The 16,597-nt window shown below is 64.0% G+C and carries 14 protein-coding genes; 8 read left to right on the top strand and 6 right to left on the bottom strand.

Going from position 1 to position 16,597, the window contains the following annotated elements:
• Positions 1–108 precede the first annotated feature (108 nt).
• The gene (locus tag HMPREF3160_RS05390) at positions 109–2,202 is read right to left on the bottom strand and encodes a lamin tail domain-containing protein (RefSeq protein ID WP_070507504.1); all 2,094 of its coding nucleotides are present in this window, start codon (positions 2,200–2,202) and stop codon (positions 109–111) included.
• Positions 2,203–2,277: 75 nt separating this feature from the next.
• Positions 2,278–3,063, bottom strand: coding sequence for a LysE family translocator (locus HMPREF3160_RS05385; protein ID WP_070491276.1), 786 nt, complete (start codon positions 3,061–3,063; stop codon positions 2,278–2,280).
• Positions 3,064–3,504: 441 nt separating this feature from the next.
• On the opposite strand from HMPREF3160_RS05385, the gene HMPREF3160_RS05380 reads away from it, so the two are divergent.
• From HMPREF3160_RS05380 to HMPREF3160_RS05350, 7 genes are read left to right on the top strand one after another with little or no spacing between them, the layout of a single operon-like run.
• A complete protein-coding gene (locus tag HMPREF3160_RS05380) occupies positions 3,505–4,059 on the top strand; it encodes a hypothetical protein (RefSeq protein ID WP_141739845.1) in 555 nt (184 codons plus the stop codon).
• Between the two features lie 37 nt (positions 4,060–4,096).
• Positions 4,097–5,074 carry a CPBP family intramembrane glutamic endopeptidase gene (locus HMPREF3160_RS05375; protein ID WP_083285459.1) on the top strand — a complete coding sequence of 326 codons (978 nt, stop codon included), beginning with the start codon at positions 4,097–4,099 and terminating at the stop codon, positions 5,072–5,074.
• The gene (locus HMPREF3160_RS05370; protein WP_070507500.1) at positions 5,071–6,306 is read left to right on the top strand and encodes an MFS transporter; all 1,236 of its coding nucleotides are present in this window, start codon (positions 5,071–5,073) and stop codon (positions 6,304–6,306) included. The genes HMPREF3160_RS05375 and HMPREF3160_RS05370 overlap by 4 nt, the downstream gene beginning before the upstream one ends.
• A gap of 54 nt (positions 6,307–6,360) precedes the next feature.
• The gene (locus HMPREF3160_RS05365; protein ID WP_070507498.1) at positions 6,361–7,689 is read left to right on the top strand and encodes an MATE family efflux transporter; all 1,329 of its coding nucleotides are present in this window, start codon (positions 6,361–6,363) and stop codon (positions 7,687–7,689) included.
• Positions 7,690–7,709: 20 nt separating this feature from the next.
• Positions 7,710–8,465: a LamB/YcsF family protein gene (locus HMPREF3160_RS05360; RefSeq protein WP_083285458.1), complete on the top strand. Its 756-nt coding sequence runs from the start codon at positions 7,710–7,712 to the stop codon at positions 8,463–8,465.
• Complete coding sequence (locus HMPREF3160_RS05355; protein ID WP_070507496.1) at positions 8,462–10,222, top strand: 5-oxoprolinase subunit B/C family protein; 1,761 nt, start codon at positions 8,462–8,464, stop codon at positions 10,220–10,222. Before HMPREF3160_RS05360 ends, HMPREF3160_RS05355 begins: the two co-directional genes overlap by 4 nt.
• Positions 10,223–10,224: 2 nt before the next feature.
• Positions 10,225–10,866 carry a GntR family transcriptional regulator gene (locus HMPREF3160_RS05350; protein ID WP_052048394.1) on the top strand — a complete coding sequence of 214 codons (642 nt, stop codon included), beginning with the start codon at positions 10,225–10,227 and terminating at the stop codon, positions 10,864–10,866.
• A 47-nt stretch (positions 10,867–10,913) separates the two neighbouring features.
• On the opposite strand, the gene HMPREF3160_RS05345 is transcribed toward HMPREF3160_RS05350, so the two are convergent.
• Positions 10,914–11,813: an SseB family protein gene (locus tag HMPREF3160_RS05345; protein ID WP_070507494.1), complete on the bottom strand. Its 900-nt coding sequence runs from the start codon at positions 11,811–11,813 to the stop codon at positions 10,914–10,916.
• Between the two features lie 179 nt (positions 11,814–11,992).
• Between HMPREF3160_RS05345 and HMPREF3160_RS05340 the strand changes: the two genes are divergently transcribed.
• Positions 11,993–12,727: a metal-dependent transcriptional regulator gene (locus HMPREF3160_RS05340; protein WP_083285456.1), complete on the top strand. Its 735-nt coding sequence runs from the start codon at positions 11,993–11,995 to the stop codon at positions 12,725–12,727.
• On the opposite strand, the gene HMPREF3160_RS05335 is transcribed toward HMPREF3160_RS05340, so the two are convergent.
• The 3 genes from HMPREF3160_RS05335 to glsA form a co-directional block, all read right to left on the bottom strand.
• Positions 12,724–14,142: a S1C family serine protease gene (locus HMPREF3160_RS05335; RefSeq protein WP_070507492.1), complete on the bottom strand. Its 1,419-nt coding sequence runs from the start codon at positions 14,140–14,142 to the stop codon at positions 12,724–12,726. The two genes, HMPREF3160_RS05340 and HMPREF3160_RS05335, sit on opposite strands and share 4 nt — an antisense overlap.
• 70 nt (positions 14,143–14,212) lie before the next feature.
• A complete protein-coding gene (gene hutG, locus HMPREF3160_RS05330) occupies positions 14,213–15,226 on the bottom strand; it encodes a formimidoylglutamase (protein WP_070507490.1) in 1,014 nt (337 codons plus the stop codon).
• Between the two features lie 122 nt (positions 15,227–15,348).
• Positions 15,349–16,581 (bottom strand): glutaminase A, encoded by a 1,233-nt coding sequence (glsA, locus tag HMPREF3160_RS05325; RefSeq protein ID WP_070491263.1) that lies wholly within the window; start codon positions 16,579–16,581, stop codon positions 15,349–15,351.
• Positions 16,582–16,597 lie beyond the last annotated feature (16 nt).

Here is a 16,597-nt window from a genome sequence, read left to right as displayed (position 1 = left end):
AACTGCGCCGGGCGGAAACTCAGCCGGACGTCGCTGAGTCGGTGAGTAACCCGTTGGCGCGCAGGCTCGCGGCAAGCTCATCGTTGCGTGGTTCCACGAGGTGCGTGCCTACCGCGTAGCACCGTTGTGCTTACGACGCAGGGTGAGGGTGAGTGCTCCGCCTACCAGCATCGCCGCGGCGGCGAACATCATCCACGAGTTCACATCAGCACCCGTTCGAGCCAGGTCACCGCCACCGGTGTTGGCACCGGCATCCGTGGAACCGCTACCTGGGGTGGTTACGGCAGCGTTATCTGGAACCGGAGTGCTAGGTGCTGGCGAGGATGGTGCCGGGCTCGATGGAGCCTCTTCGGAAGGCTGCTCGCTCGGTTCATCCGACGGAGCATCCTCGCTCGGTTGCTCGCTCGGCGCGTCTTCGCTCGGTGCTTCCTCTACTGGTGGCTGCTCGGTTGGGCATTTCGTGGTGAGGGTGCCTTCGCGTAGCGAGACGTCGTCGGTGTTGTTGTCGTCCGCGTAGAACACTGGGAGTGCGCCGTCTTTGCACTGGCTCATGTCAGCGATCGCGAAGCCTTCATTAGCGTAGTTCTGGGTTTCGCTTGGACGGTTCAGAACCTGGCTTACAGCGAGCTTTACCGCCGCATCGTCAGCGGACTGTGTGGTGGCCGAGCGAGCGCTCACCTTCTTGTCAGCGTCTGTGTCTGTTGCAGCGTCAGTCTCGCTTGCGGTGTCAGCGCCCGCTGCCGGGGTGAGGACGGCGATGCGGCCTTCGCATGCGTCATCGCAGATAGCCCACAGTTGGCTGCGGTGCGCATCGAAGAGGACTTCGGCGACCACGTCGAGGCCGGTTTCGATGTCAGCGATCCGCTGGAAGCCGCCGTCTTCGTTCAGGACGTAGAGGTAGACGTGGCCCGTGCCTTCGATGCCGACCGCGAACACACCGCCGTGGTGGGCGGGGTAAGCGGATGGGTCGTATGGCTTGCCAGTGGAATCGTCGTGGATCTTGTTCTCAACGAGCCAGGAGTCCGGAACCCAGGTGAGGCCTTCGATGCCGGAGTTAGCGCCCAGGCCCGGGAAGTCGGGTGCGAGGTTCCACTCTTTCGCGGCTTTCAGCTCACCGTCGGCATCGTCGATGGATGGCGTGGTGAACGCGAGCACTGACGGGCGGGAGGTGCCCTTCTTGGAGTTGTCGCGTTCGGTGCCCACGAAGATGCTGTTCGGGGCGCCGGCTGCGCGGGTCACGGCCTCGGCATCCGGGGTTCCGGTGCCGTCAGCGTACTTGAGGGTGAACGTCTGCAGTTCAGCCCCGCGGTTAGCTTCGGTGCCGTCCAGGCGCAGCAGCGTTCCGTTGCCGTTTTCGGCAACCCACAGGTATGGCTTGTCGCTACCGAACGCGCCGGCCGCTTCCCAGAACAGGCCGGACCAGTCGCCGCGGGCCTCATCGGCATCGTGCAGTGGCTTGACGGTCTGCCCGCCCGGCCACGCCGACGGGCTCAGCGGGGCAGGGGTGGATGGGTCCGATGGGTCAGCCGACTCGCTTGGCTCTGCCGGGGGTTCTTCGCACTGGTTCGCGGCACCCTTGGTGGATGCGAAGGTATCGATCATCTCGCCGGTGAAGTCTGGGCAGCGGCCGTAGGTGATCGCGGCGTGGCTGGTCCAGCTGTAGGTCAGGACAGGGTCTTTCGCGATCGCGTCCTCGACCGATTCACCCTCAGCGGGTGGGGCGTAGAGGTTCACGGAATCGTCTTTACCGAGCCCGAAATCAAACCCTGGGGTGGAACCCTGCGCTTGGTCAAGCACAAAGAATCCGTTGCTTGGGACCACGGAGCCTTCCGGCAGAACATAGGTGTGGCCGGCCTTCGTGGGTTCATTATCGGTGAAGATGTAGCCGGTGAGGTCCACAGCTTGGCCGCTCGGGTTGCCGAACTCAACCCAGTCCGTGTCATCCCCGTTGGACTCAACCTCATTGACAACCACGGCAAGCTCAGCGGCTTCAGCCGCACCTGTTTCCGGGGCGGCAGACTCTGCTGCCGCGGATTCCGACGCTGGGGCTTCCGGCGCGGCGGTTGCGTACGCAGGGGAGAAGCCGCCGCTGAGCGAGAGCGTGAGGGTGGTTGCCAGAGCCGTTGCGAACGATGCCGCGGTCAGCTTCCGCGCGAACGCCCGCTTTCTGGTGAATGCTTCAGAGGTGTGAGACGTAGCCATGCCACCCAGGATGCTGTAGCGGCGGAAACTGCGGGTTAACGCTGGGTTTCTAAGCGTTGGAGCGGCTAGAAAACGTTAGGAGAAAACCTCGATGATCCCGTGGATCATGAACCACAGCCCCAGCGCGCAAAAGACCAGGCCAGCGAACAGGTCGAGGTGTTGCAACCATCGTTCCATGCGCGTACGCAGGGCCGGGGCGCCAGCGATGAACGCGATGAGTGCGAACCAACCGAACGTGCACGCAAGCAACAACACGAGTAGTGCGCTGACCTGCCACAGCGGCCGCTCGATGGCGATGAAGGGCGCGAACATCGCGGTGATGTAGATCAGGAACTTAGGGTTGGCGAGGTTAGTGACACAGCCGCGCCACCACGAACCCCAGAAACCCAGTACGGCCGGCCCACCCTGGGGCGCTGTACGAGACGGTTGCGCCGTACTGGAAGAGTGCGCTGGGTTAGCGGACGGGGCGGCGTTCGATGCTTGATCCGCGGCGTCCTGTTGTTCCTTGGCTCGCTTTTCCCAGTCGCCGCCGGCGTTGATGATGGCCGGGTTGTTGCGGGCTGCATACCAGCCGCGTAGGGCGCCCCAGCCCATCCAGATGAGAACGGCGCCACCGGCGATCTGTAGCGCGGATCCGAGCCACGGGACGGTGCGCATCAATAGACCGAGGCCCGCGAACGCTAACGCGAGATAGAACCCAACGGACGTAGTGATACCGAGTGCCGCGGCGATACCTTCACGCCGCGAGCCCGCCAAGGAACGGTACAGAACCACGAACAGATCCGGCCCAGGGGACATGAGTCCGGCCGCCCACGTCACAAGTAACGGGAGCAAAGAAGCGAGAAATGCCGTAGTTTCCACTTGAGCAAGTCTAGATCCTCGCAACCATGTCCAGCCTCGAAACCAGGTCCAGCCCCGCGACCAAGCCTCGCGACCAGGTCCAGCGTCGCCGCACGCCCGCCATCGTCCCCGCAAAGGTGAACTCGGGGTTAAGGGCAGCGGCCCCGCTCTCGAGGGACGCGGGGCCGGCCGTGAAAGTGATGACGATGCACTGATTCTATGGTGACGCCACGCATTCGTGGGTGCTGCCTGATTCGGCGCTCCAAGCGGGCGTCTATTGTTAGAAGGTGCCCCCTTAGCTTAGGCGGTGTGGGGCATGAGTCGTCAAACTGGCGCATAGTGCACACACAGAACTCTGTTGATATGGCGCAGTTCTGTTTTGGTATGGCGCAGTTCTGTGTTGATGTGATGTGGCCCAGTGCTGGTGTGGCGTAGTGACTAGGTATGGGTGAGGTGATGAGCGTGAGTAGCGAGTATTGGAAGAACGCGTGGGCGGTGTTGAACGGCGCTAAGCCGGAGAGCATCGAGGAAGCATCCTCTGGCGCGAGCCACGTTGTGATGAAGGTTTTGCCGCAGGAGCTTGCCGAGCCTGCCGCGGTATCGAACAGCGTGATCACACACGCACCCATGGGGGACTACGACGTCGTGGAGGTCGCGATCTTCGACCAGCCCGCCGCCCGCATCCGTTGGGTAGCCGACCCCGACGAGGGCGCCGGCATGATCGGCGCCGTCAAAGCCCTGCCCGGCAATCACTTCAGGACAGGCAACGCGAGCGACGCGGCGGAGAGCGCTGACAACACGGACGGCGCGGACGGTGCGGACGGTGCGGAAGGAGCAGACGATGCGGAAGCGGCGCGGCAACAGATGCAGGCCGTGGTGCAGCAACTGCGGTTCGCGGCCGCGGATGAAGCGTGGAACGCCGGCGCAGACGAAGTCTATACAGTCGTGAAAACCAGCGAGAAAGAAGCGCTCGCCGAGGCAGGCTGGGAAGAAGTCGCGGAGGTCAGCATCTCCTAGGGACGGGCTTGAGGGGACGGGGTTTAGGGTTAAAGGTATGTCTTCAACCCCACCGCAAGGCCCACCGCCGCACGGTCAACCGCAGTACCACCCTGCCTATCAACCCGGCCCCGCTTATCAACCTGGGCCTGCACACCAGCAGGCGGGCGGTCAGCCGCCGCAACAACCGCAACAGCAGCCGCAACAACCCCACCCGGCACATCAACAGCCGCAGGGTAAGCGTAAGCGTTTCCCGCATCCTGTAGCGCAACTGGATGGGTTCACGTGGTGGGACCTCGGGGCAGCTATCGCCTACGTCCTCCTGCTGTTTATTGGTCTGGGCGCGTTGATCCTGTTCATTCCGGGTGTCGCGCCGCTGTTCAACGGCAACGAGGCGTTAGCGAACGTTGTGGTTTTGCTGTTCACGTACGCGGTGGTTGCGGTGCTCGCGATGATCGCGTTGGGCAACGAGCTGTGGAAGTCCTTCAAGACGTTCCGGTGGTATCCGCTCGTTAAGTATTTGTGCATCCCGGGTTTGTGGCTGGGGACCCAGTTGGTGAACGTCATGATCCAGGCGGTGTGGAACCACATCTCGGGCGAGATGCCAAGGCAATCGCAGAATCAGCAGATCGCTGAAGGCCTCGCTTCCGCGGTTCCGTGGTGGCTCATCGGGCTTGCGATCGTTCCGTTGGGCCCGCTCGTTGAAGAGTATTTCTTCCGGCACCTGATGATCGGCAAACTATCCCGCTGGGTCAACCAGTGGGTTCTGCTGGTGGGCTCCTCCGTACTGTTCATGGGTTTGCACTTTGTGGGTGCCGGCGAGGTCCCGACCGTTTCCACAGGTGCGCCGTACCTGGTGATGGGCCTGGTTTTCGGCACCGCATATATTTTGAGCGGTAAATCGATCGCGTATTCGTGGGTTTTGCACACGCTCAATAACGCGGTTTCTTTAGCGGTCATATACCTCGTGGAGCCCAGCGGCCTCACAGATGTTCCCCCGAGCACGCTGTGGATGGGTTGGCTGATGCACGCATGAGCGCATCTGCCGCCTTTAGTGGGCATCGCCGCGGTTCTTCCGGGTACCGGCGGATGATCATCGCGTTGTTCGCCGCCGGTGTTGCGACGTTCTCGCAACTGTATTCCTTCCAGGGTGTTCTTCCGCAGATCTCTCAAGAGCAGAACGTTTCCGAGGCGAGCGCGGCTCTGACGGTTTCGCTTGCCACACTCGGTTTGGCTGTGGCGGTGTTGCCGTGGTCGATCGTGGCGGATAGGCGTGGACGGCGCGCGACGATGCGTGTGGCGATCGTCGCGGCCGTTGCGTTGGGTCTGTTGGTTCCGTGGTCTCCGTCTTTCGAGGTCCTGTTGGGTTTGCGGTTCCTTGAAGGTCTCGCGTTGGGTGGTATCCCCGCGGTCGCGTTGACGTATCTTGCCGATGAGGTTGAGGCGGCCGTCGCCTCGGTGGCTGCCGGAACATATATTGCAGGCACGACGTTGGGCGGCCTGTTCGGACGGATGCTCGCCGGGCCGCTGGGCGAAATCTTCGGTTGGCGGGCAGGTAGCTTCTCCGTTGCGTTGAGTGCCGCTGTTGCGGGGCTCGTGTTCTTCCTGACTGCGCCGGAACCCCGCGGTTTCGAGCCCGTGCAACGTAAATCTGCGCGCGATATCCGGCTCATCACCAAACTCGGTTGGGGTTTGAAGAACCCACACCTCCTAGCGCTCTTCGTTCAAAGTGGCTTGCTTATGGGCGGGTTCGTCGCCGTCTATAACTACATGGGCTTCCGGCTCGAGGCCCCGCCGTACCTGGTTCCCACATCGTTGGCTTCCCTCGTGTTCCTGACCTACCTCGCCGGAACATACACCTCCGCGTGGGCGGGGCGGCTTGCGAGCCGCAAAGGCAGGTTCGTGGTGCTGGTCGGTGCGGCACTCGTGATGTTCACGGGGCTGTTGATCACCCTGATTCCGTGGATCCCGGGCATCATCGTGGGGCTTGCGATCTTCACCGGCGGGTTCTTCGGCGCACACGCAGTCGCATCCAGCTGGGTTCCGGCGATCGCAACACGCGGCCGAGCTCAAGCCTCAAGCCTTTACAACCTCGTCTACTACACCGGCTCATCCCTGTTCGGGTGGGCCGTCGGGTTCGCGTTCCAAGCCGCCAACTGGGGCGGGGTCGTGATCTTCGTGGGCGTGCTCATCTGCGTTGCCGTGTTCGCCGCCGTCAAGCTCCTGCCACGCGATCTACCGCCACGCGACGGCGCCACTGTCGCCTAACGCGGCGCTAGCGACCCAACCGCCGCCAACTAAACTGTGCCCGTGAAGGAGGCCGTGCCCGTGAAGAAGACAGCTGAGTTCCCCGGCTTGGCGCGGCAGATTATCGCGCTCGCGCTACCTGCGTTGGGGGCGTTGATCGCGGAGCCGCTGTTTCTTCTGGCTGATACCGCGATCATCGGGCACCTCGGGGTGGGGGAACTCGCCGGCGCAGGTTTGGGCACCACGATCCTGCACACCGCAGTGGGGCTCATGATTTTCCTCGCGTACGCGACCACCCCCGCCGTCGCCCGAGCATACGGCGCACGGAATATGCCGAAGGCGCTCGCCGCGGGCCGTGACGGGATGTGGCTCGGGCTGTTCTTAGGTGTAGGACTTGCACTCCTGGGTTATGTTTCGGCGCCGTGGCTCACGGGGATGTTCGGCCCGGATCAGGCCACGCACGCGTTCGCGATCGATTATGTGCGCTGGTCCATGCCGGGCGTCCCGGCGATGCTGCTGGTGCTGGCTGCGACCGGTGTTTTACGTGGCCTGCAGGACGGCAAGACCCCGCTGATCGTTGCGAGCGCGGGCTTCGGCTTGAATATTGTCCTGAATTTTTCGCTCGTGTATCTGGCGGGCATGTCGGTTGCGGGCGCTGCGCTGGGGACTTCGATCGCTCAATGGATCATGGCGGGCGTCTACCTCGTGCTGCTGGTTCCGCGGATCCGTGCAGGCGGGGTGGGGCTGGCTCCATCTCGGGCAGGTTTGCGGGCCTCAGCCCAGGCGGGCGGATGGCTCATGATCCGTACCGCGGCGTTGCGGATCGCCCTGTTGCTAACGGTGTGGGCCGCCACTGCCCACGGCGCCGTGACGCTGGCCGCGCATCAGCTCGCGTTCACGTTCTTCTCAACGCTTGCGTTCGCGTTGGATGCGATCGCGATCGCCGCGCAGTCACTCATCGGTAAAGAACTCGGTGCAGGCAACACGGACCGGGCGCAGGCGTTGACCACCACGATGGTGCGGTGGGGTTTCTGGTTCGGCGCCATCGTTGGCGCAGTGCTTGCCGCAACAGCCGTGTGGCTGCCGCGAGCGTTCACCCCCTCAAGTGAGGTCGCACACGCCGCAACGATCGCGCTCGTGATTCTTGCGGTGATGCAGCCGATAGCCGGGATCGTGTTCGTTCTGGACGGAGTGCTGATCGGGGCGGGGGACCACCGCTATCTTGCGATCGCATCGTGCATTCAACTGGCCGTGTACGTTCCGTTTCTGGCGGTTGCGGCATTGGTTTCGCTGCCGGGGGTGGTTTTGGCGTGGATTTGGATTGCGTTTGGCATCTATATGGTGGCGCGGTGGGCTACGTTGGAAGTGCGGTCACGTTCAGGTGCGTGGCTCGTGAGCGGCTGACGGTGTGAAGGAGGCAAGGCGTGCGTGTTGATTTGAATGGTGACATGGGCGAGTCTTTCGGCTCGTGGTCGATGGGGGACGATGCCGCGCTGCTGCAGCACGTGAGTTCGGCCAATATTGCGTGCGGTTTCCACGCGGGGGACCCCTCGCATATGCGCGCCACGGCCCGCGCCGCGGTTGAAGCCGGCGTTGCGGTGGGTGCGCATGTCGCGTACCGGGATTTGGCTGGTTTTGGCCGCCGGTTCATGGATGTTTCCCCGGGTGAGCTTGCGGATGATGTTTTGTATCAGATCGGTGCGTTGGATGCGATGGTGAGTGCCGCTGGCGGGAAGCTCACGTATGTGAAGCCGCACGGCGCGCTGTATAACACGATTGCGCATCATGAGCAGCAGGCGCGTGCGGTGATCGATGGGGTGCGCGCTTTCTCCGCTGACGTGGCGGTTTTGTTGTTGCCGGGTTCGGTCGCGTTGGATGTTGCCGCGCAGAAGGGTGTTCGTGGCGTGGGGGAGGCCTTTGCCGACCGCGGCTATACCCCGGAGGGCCGGCTGGTGTCCCGCCGCGAGCCGGGGGCTGTGATCCATGATGCCCAGGCCGTGGTTGAGCGGGTGGTGGATTGGGCACGCACGGGCGAATTCACTGCCGTGGATGGTTCGCGGGTGCAGGTTGCGGCGGAGTCGCTGTGCCTGCACGGCGATACCCCGGGCGCGGTCGAGATCGCGGCGAAGGTCCGGGCCGGGCTCACCGAGGCCGGCGTGAAGATCGAGGCGTTCGCATGACTAGCTCCGGTGCTGGCCCAGACGCTGTGGCCCGCCCGCGGATGCTGCGGGTGGGGTTCTCGGGCTTGCTGCTGGAGTTTGATGACACGGCCTCCCGGATGGCGTGGAACCGCGAGATCCAGCGTGAGCCCGTGGACGGCATGGTCGATGCGGTCATGGCGGCTGAGTCGATCCTGTTGACGTTTGTTGACCCGGTTTCATTGATGCTCGCCGGGGTGAGCTTGCAGGGCCGGGAACCGGAGCCCTTGGAAGCCGATGCCGCGCGGCTGGTCACGATCCCGGTGGTCTATGACGGCGAGGACCTCGCCCACGCCGCCGAACTTGCCGGTATGAGCGTGGATGCGTTGATCGACGCGCACACCCGCATTGATTGGCTCGCCGATTTTGCCGGATTCGCGCCGGGATTCATGTATCTCAAGCCGCGCGAACTCAACGGCGCACCCGTGATCGAGGTCCCACGCCGAGATTCCCCACGGACCCGCGTCCCGGAAGGCTCAGTCGCGTTGGCCGGGCAACAGAGCGCGGTCTATCCGCAACCGACACCCGGCGGCTGGCAACTCATCGGGTCCACTACCGAACGCATGTGGGATGTTTCGCGTGAGCAGCCCTCGCTGCTGGTCCCCGGCGACACGGTCCGTTTCGAGGCCGTCCGCGAACACATATCCGCGAGCGAAACGCGCGGCGCTGAAGCCGGTGCCGACCTTGATACCGGGGCCGACGCGGCTGCTCGCGTGGACGCCGGGGCCGACGCTGACGCCGGTGCCGACGCTGGCAGGGGTGCTGACGCTGTGGTGGCGCGCATCGTGGTGGATGCCCCGGGTCCGCAGGCTTTGGTTCAGGACGTGGGCCGGCCAGCGGTCGGTTCGCTGGGTGTGGGGCAGGCCGGCGCGGCTGACGTGTGGGGGCTTGCGGAGGCGAATAACGCGGTGGGCAACTACGCGGGCGCCGCCGCGATCGAGTTCCTGCTCGGTAACGCACGGTTCACGGCCCGGGACGACGTGACGATCGCCCTCGGTGGAGCCGTTGGCCCCGCGCAGATAGTGCGGGGCGGCGCATCGATGGGCCAACCGGCGACAGAGGCGCCTGTGGGGGAGGCGTTTGAGCTCGCGGCGGGGGAGAGCCTGCACATCGGCTTCACTCCAGAAGGGGTGCGCGGCTACCTCGCGGTCAAGGGCGGCTTCGCGGCCGAAGAGGTTCTGGGATCGCGCTCGACTGACACGCTTTCGGGGCTAGGCCCCGCCCCACTCGCCGCAGGCGATGTGCTCGGTGTGCTCGCGGGAGAAGGCGACGGCGGGCCGAATGCAGACCCAGCACCAGCCCCCGCCGCCACAGCAGTCCACACCGTTGAGGTGATCGAGCCGATCGATTATCCGGTCGCCGGCGAGGTCGCGGTTCTGCGGTTTTCGCCGGGCCCACGCGATGATTGGTTCGGGCCCGAGGGGCTTGAGCATCTAGAAGAGACTGTGTGGGAGGTTTCCACGGATTCGAACCGTGTGGGAGCGCGCCTGAAACCGGCTGAGGATGCCCAGCCGCTCAAGCGCGTGCGTTCAGGCGAGCTGGCGACCGAAGGCATGATCACGGGCGCGCTCCAGGTGCCACCGAATGGTGAGCCGGTGCTGTTCCTGGCCGACCACCCGGTCACGGGCGGCTATCCGGTGATCGGCGTGGTGATCGAGGCCGATATTCGCCTCGCCGCGCAACTACCGCCTGGCGCCAGGGTGCAGTTCGAACGGGTAGTTCAATTCGAGAGGGTTTGACAGTGGCTGGATACGGCGTATCGGCGGCGGCGTCCGCGGCCGCGCGCTTGCGGGAGTTGATCGCCGCCGGGCAGATGCCGCCGGGGCATCAGCTGCGGGAGGTCGCGTTGGCGGCCGAACTCGATGTTTCACGCAACACGCTGCGTGAAGCGTTCACCGCGCTCGCCGGGGAGGGCCTTGTTGAACGGATACGGAACCGCGGCGTGTTCGTTGCGGTCCCGAAAGCCGACGATGTGCGCCGCATCTTCGCCGCCCGCAGGCTCATGGAGCCTGCCGCGCTCGCGTGGGGCGAGTTCGATTCCGGGCAGCTGGATACGCTACGCATGCATGCCGAACGCGCGGAACTTGCCCAACGCTGGGGGGACCTGGACGGGATGGCGGCCGAAAACCAGGCGTTCCAGACGGTGCTGATGCTCGTTGGCGGCTCAGATATTCTGAATGGCCTCATGGGGCGGATCCAGGCGGCGATGCGGTTGCTTTTCGATTCGATGTCCGCCGTCCCGGCCTTCCATGCCTTGTATGTTCAAGGGCACCGAAAAGTAGCCGAGCTACTCGATGCGGGGGAGCCTTTCGGTGCGGCCCAAGCGTGGCGTGAAGTGCTTGCGAACGCAGAAGCAGAACTCCTCAAGCACCTCACCGCCTAGCTGACCACCTGTGCACCGCGCGATTGCCGGAGCTCGGCCACGCGGGCCTAGGTTTGGTAGTAGCCGACCTCTTCCAGCTCGGCGCTCGGCAGTTCGACGGCTTCGGGGCTGGCTGGGTCGATGACCATGCCCATCCCAGGTTTCACGGTCGTACGCAGGCTGGTGAGCGGCACCATCACGGAGCCGGCGTCAGGGTTGTGCCGGAACACCTCAAGCGTTGAGGAGAACACCGGCAGGATCATCTCGCCGGTCTCTTTATTCTTCATGAACGCAACGCCCTCGTGCTCACCCTCACCGGTTTTCTGCGTCATCAAGACCACCTCGCCCTCACCCATGAGGGCCTGGACCGCGTCGTCGTGGCCTGCAAGCACCGCGGCACGCAGACGGCCGTTGTGTAGAGGGAACTGCATGGTTTCGTCTTCGGGACGGATCAGCATCCCGGTGTCCATCGGGTCCACCACAATCCCGGTGATGCCGCTTGCGCCAAAGCTGGTGTCTTTGAACGCGATCTCTGCGAGCTCATCCCCGTACAGGCCCGCGAACTCGGGCACCTCGTCGTCGGGGCGGATCTGCGTCCACAGGCTGCGTGCCTCCTCTTCGGAGAACGCGGCCTCCACCACCCGCAGCTCCTCGAAGCCGTGCGCAACCAGCTGGGTCACAGCCCCCGATGCGCTACGGGCCGCCACCGGAACGTAGAGCTTGGTGCCAAAAAAGTCGGAACCGAACGCGAGCAGAGTGTCCCCGTTGGGGCCCTGATCGTAGGCGATATAAGAACGCAACAGCGCCCCGCCCGGCTGGTCCTTCTCCGGGCGCGGGAACTTCTCTTGATGCGCGATCGCGGCCTCGCTACGGGTATCGCTCATCCGCGGCTGGCTCGGGTTGTTCTCGCCGGGGTTCTGATGGCCGGGGTTCTGATGGCTGTGCTCGTGATCGTGCGTGTGGCTCATGTCCCTAGTATCTCGCACGGGTGGCAGCATCTCGCATAGCTTGTAGCATCTTGCATTGCTGGCGGTGGGTTCCGGGGCGGCAGGAACGATAGGGTTGCACGTAGCAGTAGTGCCGTGGCCGTGATGCCGCGTCGGTGGTGTGGCTGGCTTAGATGTTTGGGGCGAGGGGAGTGCAACTCATGAGTTCTGGCGAGAACGCTGTGCCCTCACCTGAGCGAGCTACGGCTGAACGGCCGCCAAACGGGCTGTCCCCGGCTGAGCTGGATCAGATTTCACCGGTCGCCCAGGACTATGTCAAGGAGATTTGGGCATCCATCGAGTGGGGTGGGGAACCGATCTCCACGTCCATGTTGGCTTCGCGTTTCCAAACCTCTGCGCCTAATGTGTCTGAGACGTTGCGCCGTTTGGCGCGGCAGGGCCTTATCACGTACGAGCCGTATAAGCCTGTGGTTCTCACACAGAAGGGGCGTGCGGTTGCGCTCATGATGGTGCGCCGCCACCGCCTCATCGAAACCTACCTCGTTGAATCGCTCGGCTACACGTGGGACGAAGTGCACGAGGATGCCGAACGCCTCGAACACGCAGCATCGGCGCGGTTCGTGGACCGGATCGACGCCCTACTCGGGCATCCACGCATGGACCCTCACGGGGACCCGATCCCCGGCGCGGACCTCACGATGCCGCCCATGGATGACGTCGCAGCGCTCGCTGAGCTGGGCCCGGGCATGTATGAGGTGGTGCGCATCGCTGACGATGACCCGCAGGTTCTGCGCAGGCTGGAATCGGTGGGTGTCCAGCCGGGTGCCCGCGTCGAGATCAACGATGCGGGAGCCGGCATCGCCGCAGACGGTTCCACATTGTCGGAGGCAGAGCTCACGGCGATGTATGCGCGCCCGCTGCCCGCCGCACACTAGTTCACACTCGAGCGGATGAGGGTTACGGTTCCTTGCCCGGCCCCGTCTTTCCCGCCGCCTTTGCCGCTCCAGGCGATGCTGACTTTCTGGCCGGGTTCCAGCGGCGCTAAGGCGCGTTTGAGGTCGGTGTAGCTTTCGATGGTTTTGCCGTTGAGCTTCGTGATCCGGTCGCCTTTTTTGATGCCGAGCGCCGGTAGCGGCGAATCTTCGAGGAAACTTTCGATGATGAGCCCGGGTGCGCGGGGATTGGGTTTTTCGTCGGTGCGGATCGTGATGCCGAAGGCAGCCGGCCGGCCGATCACGGTGCCGTCTCCGCCGTTTCCGTCGAGGATGCGCTGGGTTTCATCGATCACGGTGTTGATAGGGATCGCGTAACCATAAACCATGCGAGCGTTGGGGCCTTCGGAAGCGGCGACGGTCATACCAACCACGCGGCCATCGCGGTTCATCATCGCCCCACCCGAATAGCCCTGGACCACGTCGGCGCTGGTGGCCAGCAGGTTCTTGAGGGAACCACCCGGCACTGAGCCTTGGGCACGGGTGCTGATGTTGACGCTGAGGTCCGTGATCCTGCCGTAGAGCTGCTGAAGCACGCCTTTGGCTCCGCCGTTACCGATCACGGTGACGCGCATACCGAGCGTGACTTTTTCGTCGTAGCGGGTTGCGATGGTGCGCAGGTTGGAGGCGTTGTTGAGTTTGAGGACCGCGATGTCTTTGAGCGCGTTATGCCCCACGAGCGTGGCTTCGTAGCGTTTCTTTGTGTCGGTGTCTTGGACTGTGATCCCGCTGGAGCCTTGCACCACGTGGTAGTTGGTGATGACGTAGCCGTCCGGTGTCGCGATGAGCCCAGTCCCGCCGCCGGCGAGATAGCCGGGCATGGTGGATTCAACGATGACGAGCCCCGGTACGCCCTTATTCAGTACCGTGCCTTCTTTGATGGGGCCGGTTTCACGGGGTTCTGGGCCTTTAGGTTCGGGTGGGAAACGAACCGTGGGCGGCTTGGCCTCGCTGAGGCTTTTCGCGAGGTTCCCCGGCTGAGCGGGGACGGCGGCTTCGCCTTGCGCCCCCGGATCAGGCTTTTGTTGCCCTGGCTGTTGCTGTGTGGTGTCAGGCCCGGGGTTACTGATGGTGGATGGGTCCAGCACGATGCTGGGCACCAGCCACGCGGTGATCGCCAGCATGACCACCAAGAGGGCCGCGATGTTGCTTCCGACACGGCCTCGCCTGCGCGCCGGACGCCCACGGTGGGGCCCGGGGAAGCCTGGACGCTGGCCGTAAGCAGAACCGTGCGGATAAGCAGGGCTGTGACCGTAAGCGGCGTTGCGAGAATAGGCAGGGTGCTGCGGCGCGCGCATGTAAGGGGCGAGCTGCGGGGCGCCACCAGGTGGCGGTGCGTTCCCAAAGACCGGGTGCATGCTGGCCCTCCTACATTGTCGCTTACGTTTATGTGCGTGTTGGCGCGAGCGTGCCTGTTTGGGTTAAAGCCTACTTGCGGGTGCTTTCGTGGGCACGCACAATTTCGTCGATGAGGCGCGCTGCCGTGCGGGCGGTGCGGTTATCCACATCCAGGCTCGGGTTGAGTTCGGCTACATCGAGGTGCACGAGTTTCTTGGTGCGCGCCGCAGTGAGGGCCGCGGCGTGGATCGTGGGCAGATCAACGCCGTAGGCGGCCGGCGCTGAAACCCCGGGAGCGGTCGCGGCAGGCAACACATCGAGGTCGATTGTGAGATAGAGGTAATCGACGCTACTGCTGAAATCGCGGATGAAACCGGTGACTTCCTCACGATGGGCGCATTCGGTATCGAGCAGGAACTCAGCACCCATCGCTTTAGCCTGCCGGAACAAAGTAGTGGTGTTGGACGCGGGGCTGATACCTACGACGCCGTAGTGCAGCGCCCTACCCGCAGCGGCTTCCGCTTGATACATCTGGAGGAAACCCGTCCCCGACGTGGGCTGCTCAGCCTCCCGCAGGTCGAAATGGGCATCCAGGTTGAGCACCCCGAGCGTGAACGGCTCCCCGCCATGCACCCGGGCCAGGTGGTCAGCCACCCCCAGATAGCTCGCGTACGCGATCTCGTGACCGCCACCCAACCCCACCGTGAAATGGCCAGCGTCCAGAAGCTCCGTGACGCGCTCGCCGAAAGCCGCCTGACCGCTCTCAAGGTCGCTGTTAGTGACGTTGATGTTCCCGGCGTCGTATCTCGGGTAGTTCGGTTGGCCGGACTTAGGGTGCACCGCCATCGAGGCGAGCATCTCGCGGAGTTTCTGCGGTCCTTCCGCGGCACCCACGCGGCCCTGATTACGCCTCACCCCCTCATCCGATGCGAACCCCAGCAACACGGTGCCGGGTTCTACCACGCCGGGCTCTACCAAGCCAGGTTCCGAGGTGCACGGCGCATCGTGCATGTGGAGCGGCTGGATGGTGGAGTGCCAGCGGGCGTGTTCGGGGCCGTCACCGTCGATGCGGCCGGTCCACGGCTGCGGAGGGATGTGGAACATCGTGACCTGCTCTCTGTATTGACCGACACAGTGGGTTGGCTGACTCAGCGGTTGGCTGACTCACTGGCTGGTTGACTCAGTGGACGGCCTGCTTGTAGGCGGACGGTTGATGGGTGGGCGGTTTATTCTTCCCAGTTGTAGTCCCAGCGGTCGCGCAGTACGCCGTTGGGGTCGCGGACCATAACTTGGTGGCCGTCGGTGTGGAGGCGGTGCATGGATTCGTGGATCATGCGCACACTGATGCGGTCGGCGGAACCGACGCGGGAGACATCGAGGACCACGGGTTCCTCACCGACCGGGAGGGCCGCAAGGGTACGCATGACGCGTTCGGCAGACGAGAACCGCAGCGGGCCTTGGATGTCAACATGCAGTTCGGGGCCGTCGCCTTGGTCGTGGCGGGCCACGGAACGGACCGTGGATTCGCCGGTGGGTGGTAGCGACATGATGTGCAGGCCCAGATCTTGAGACAAGCGCGTGAACGCTTGCAGGCCGCGCACGGAGTTGCCGTAGGTGTCTAGCCGCGGCGAGAACGTCGCGAGCGATGCCTGGCCCGGCAGCACGCCGACGATGCCGCCGGAGACCCCGGATTTAGCGGGGATGCCGACGTCGGTCATCCAGTCGCCTGAGGCGTCATACATTCCGCAGGTCGACATCACGGACAGCACGCGTTGGGCGGTGTCTTCGCTGACCACGCGTTCTTGGGTTATGGGGTTGATCCCGCCGTTGCCAAGCGTCATGCCCATCACGGCGAGGTCGTGCGGGGTGACTTTAAGGGAGCAGACTTTGGTGTAGCCGTCCACAACATCGTGCGGTGGCAGCGTGAAGTGCCCGGTTGAACGCACAAGATAGGCGAGCGAGAGGTTGCGCCACGCGTTGGCCATCTCCGATTCATAGACGGGTATGTCCGGTTCGAGTTCACGCCCTGCAAAGCGGGACATCCCGAGGCGCACGTTCTCGTAGCGTTCCTCAGGTGTGAGGCTGATTGGCCCAGTCAGCGCGTAGGTGGTGATCGCGCCGATGTTAATCATCGGGTTGCTGGGCTTACCCGTTTTAGCGTCAACCGAAGCGGAGTTGAACGCGTCACCGGACGGCTCCACGCCCACGTGCTCTTCGACCCCATCGGGCCCGAGGTGTTCAACAGCGAGCGCGTAAGCGAAAGGTTTAGCGGCGGATTGCAGCGAGAATTCATGCTGATAATCGCCGACCTCATACACGGTGCCGTCATCCATGCACAACGCGATACCGAACGTGTTGGGGTTCGCGTTGGCGAGTTCGGGGATGTAGCCGGCGACTTCGCCGTCGTCGATGCAGGACTCCATGATGTCGTGGAGGTAATCCGGTACGGGGGTACGCATGGTGTCTAAGCTAGCA

This window comes from Arthrobacter sp. HMSC06H05 (assembly GCF_001807395.1).
GTDB lineage: Bacteria > Actinomycetota > Actinomycetes > Actinomycetales > Micrococcaceae > Pseudoglutamicibacter > Pseudoglutamicibacter albus.
Note: the sequence above shows the minus strand (reverse complement) of the source record. Positions and strands in the feature narration are given on the sequence as shown.

Excerpts from the sequence above, each read along its gene's own strand:
- HMPREF3160_RS05345 (WP_070507494.1), bottom strand. The coding sequence starts at position 11,813 with ATGAGCCACACGCACGATCACGAGCACAGCCATCAGAACCCCGGCCAT.
- HMPREF3160_RS05375 (WP_083285459.1), top strand. The coding sequence starts at position 4,097 with ATGTCTTCAACCCCACCGCAAGGCCCACCGCCGCACGGTCAACCGCAG.
- HMPREF3160_RS05370 (WP_070507500.1), top strand. The coding sequence starts at position 5,071 with ATGAGCGCATCTGCCGCCTTTAGTGGGCATCGCCGCGGTTCTTCCGGG.
- HMPREF3160_RS05335 (WP_070507492.1), bottom strand. The coding sequence starts at position 14,142 with ATGCACCCGGTCTTTGGGAACGCACCGCCACCTGGTGGCGCCCCGCAG.
- HMPREF3160_RS05340 (WP_083285456.1), top strand. The coding sequence starts at position 11,993 with ATGAGTTCTGGCGAGAACGCTGTGCCCTCACCTGAGCGAGCTACGGCT.
- glsA (WP_070491263.1), bottom strand. The coding sequence starts at position 16,581 with ATGCGTACCCCCGTACCGGATTACCTCCACGACATCATGGAGTCCTGC.
- hutG (WP_070507490.1), bottom strand. The coding sequence starts at position 15,226 with ATGTTCCACATCCCTCCGCAGCCGTGGACCGGCCGCATCGACGGTGAC.
- HMPREF3160_RS05390 (WP_070507504.1), bottom strand. The coding sequence starts at position 2,202 with ATGGCTACGTCTCACACCTCTGAAGCATTCACCAGAAAGCGGGCGTTC.
- HMPREF3160_RS05355 (WP_070507496.1), top strand. The coding sequence starts at position 8,462 with ATGACTAGCTCCGGTGCTGGCCCAGACGCTGTGGCCCGCCCGCGGATG.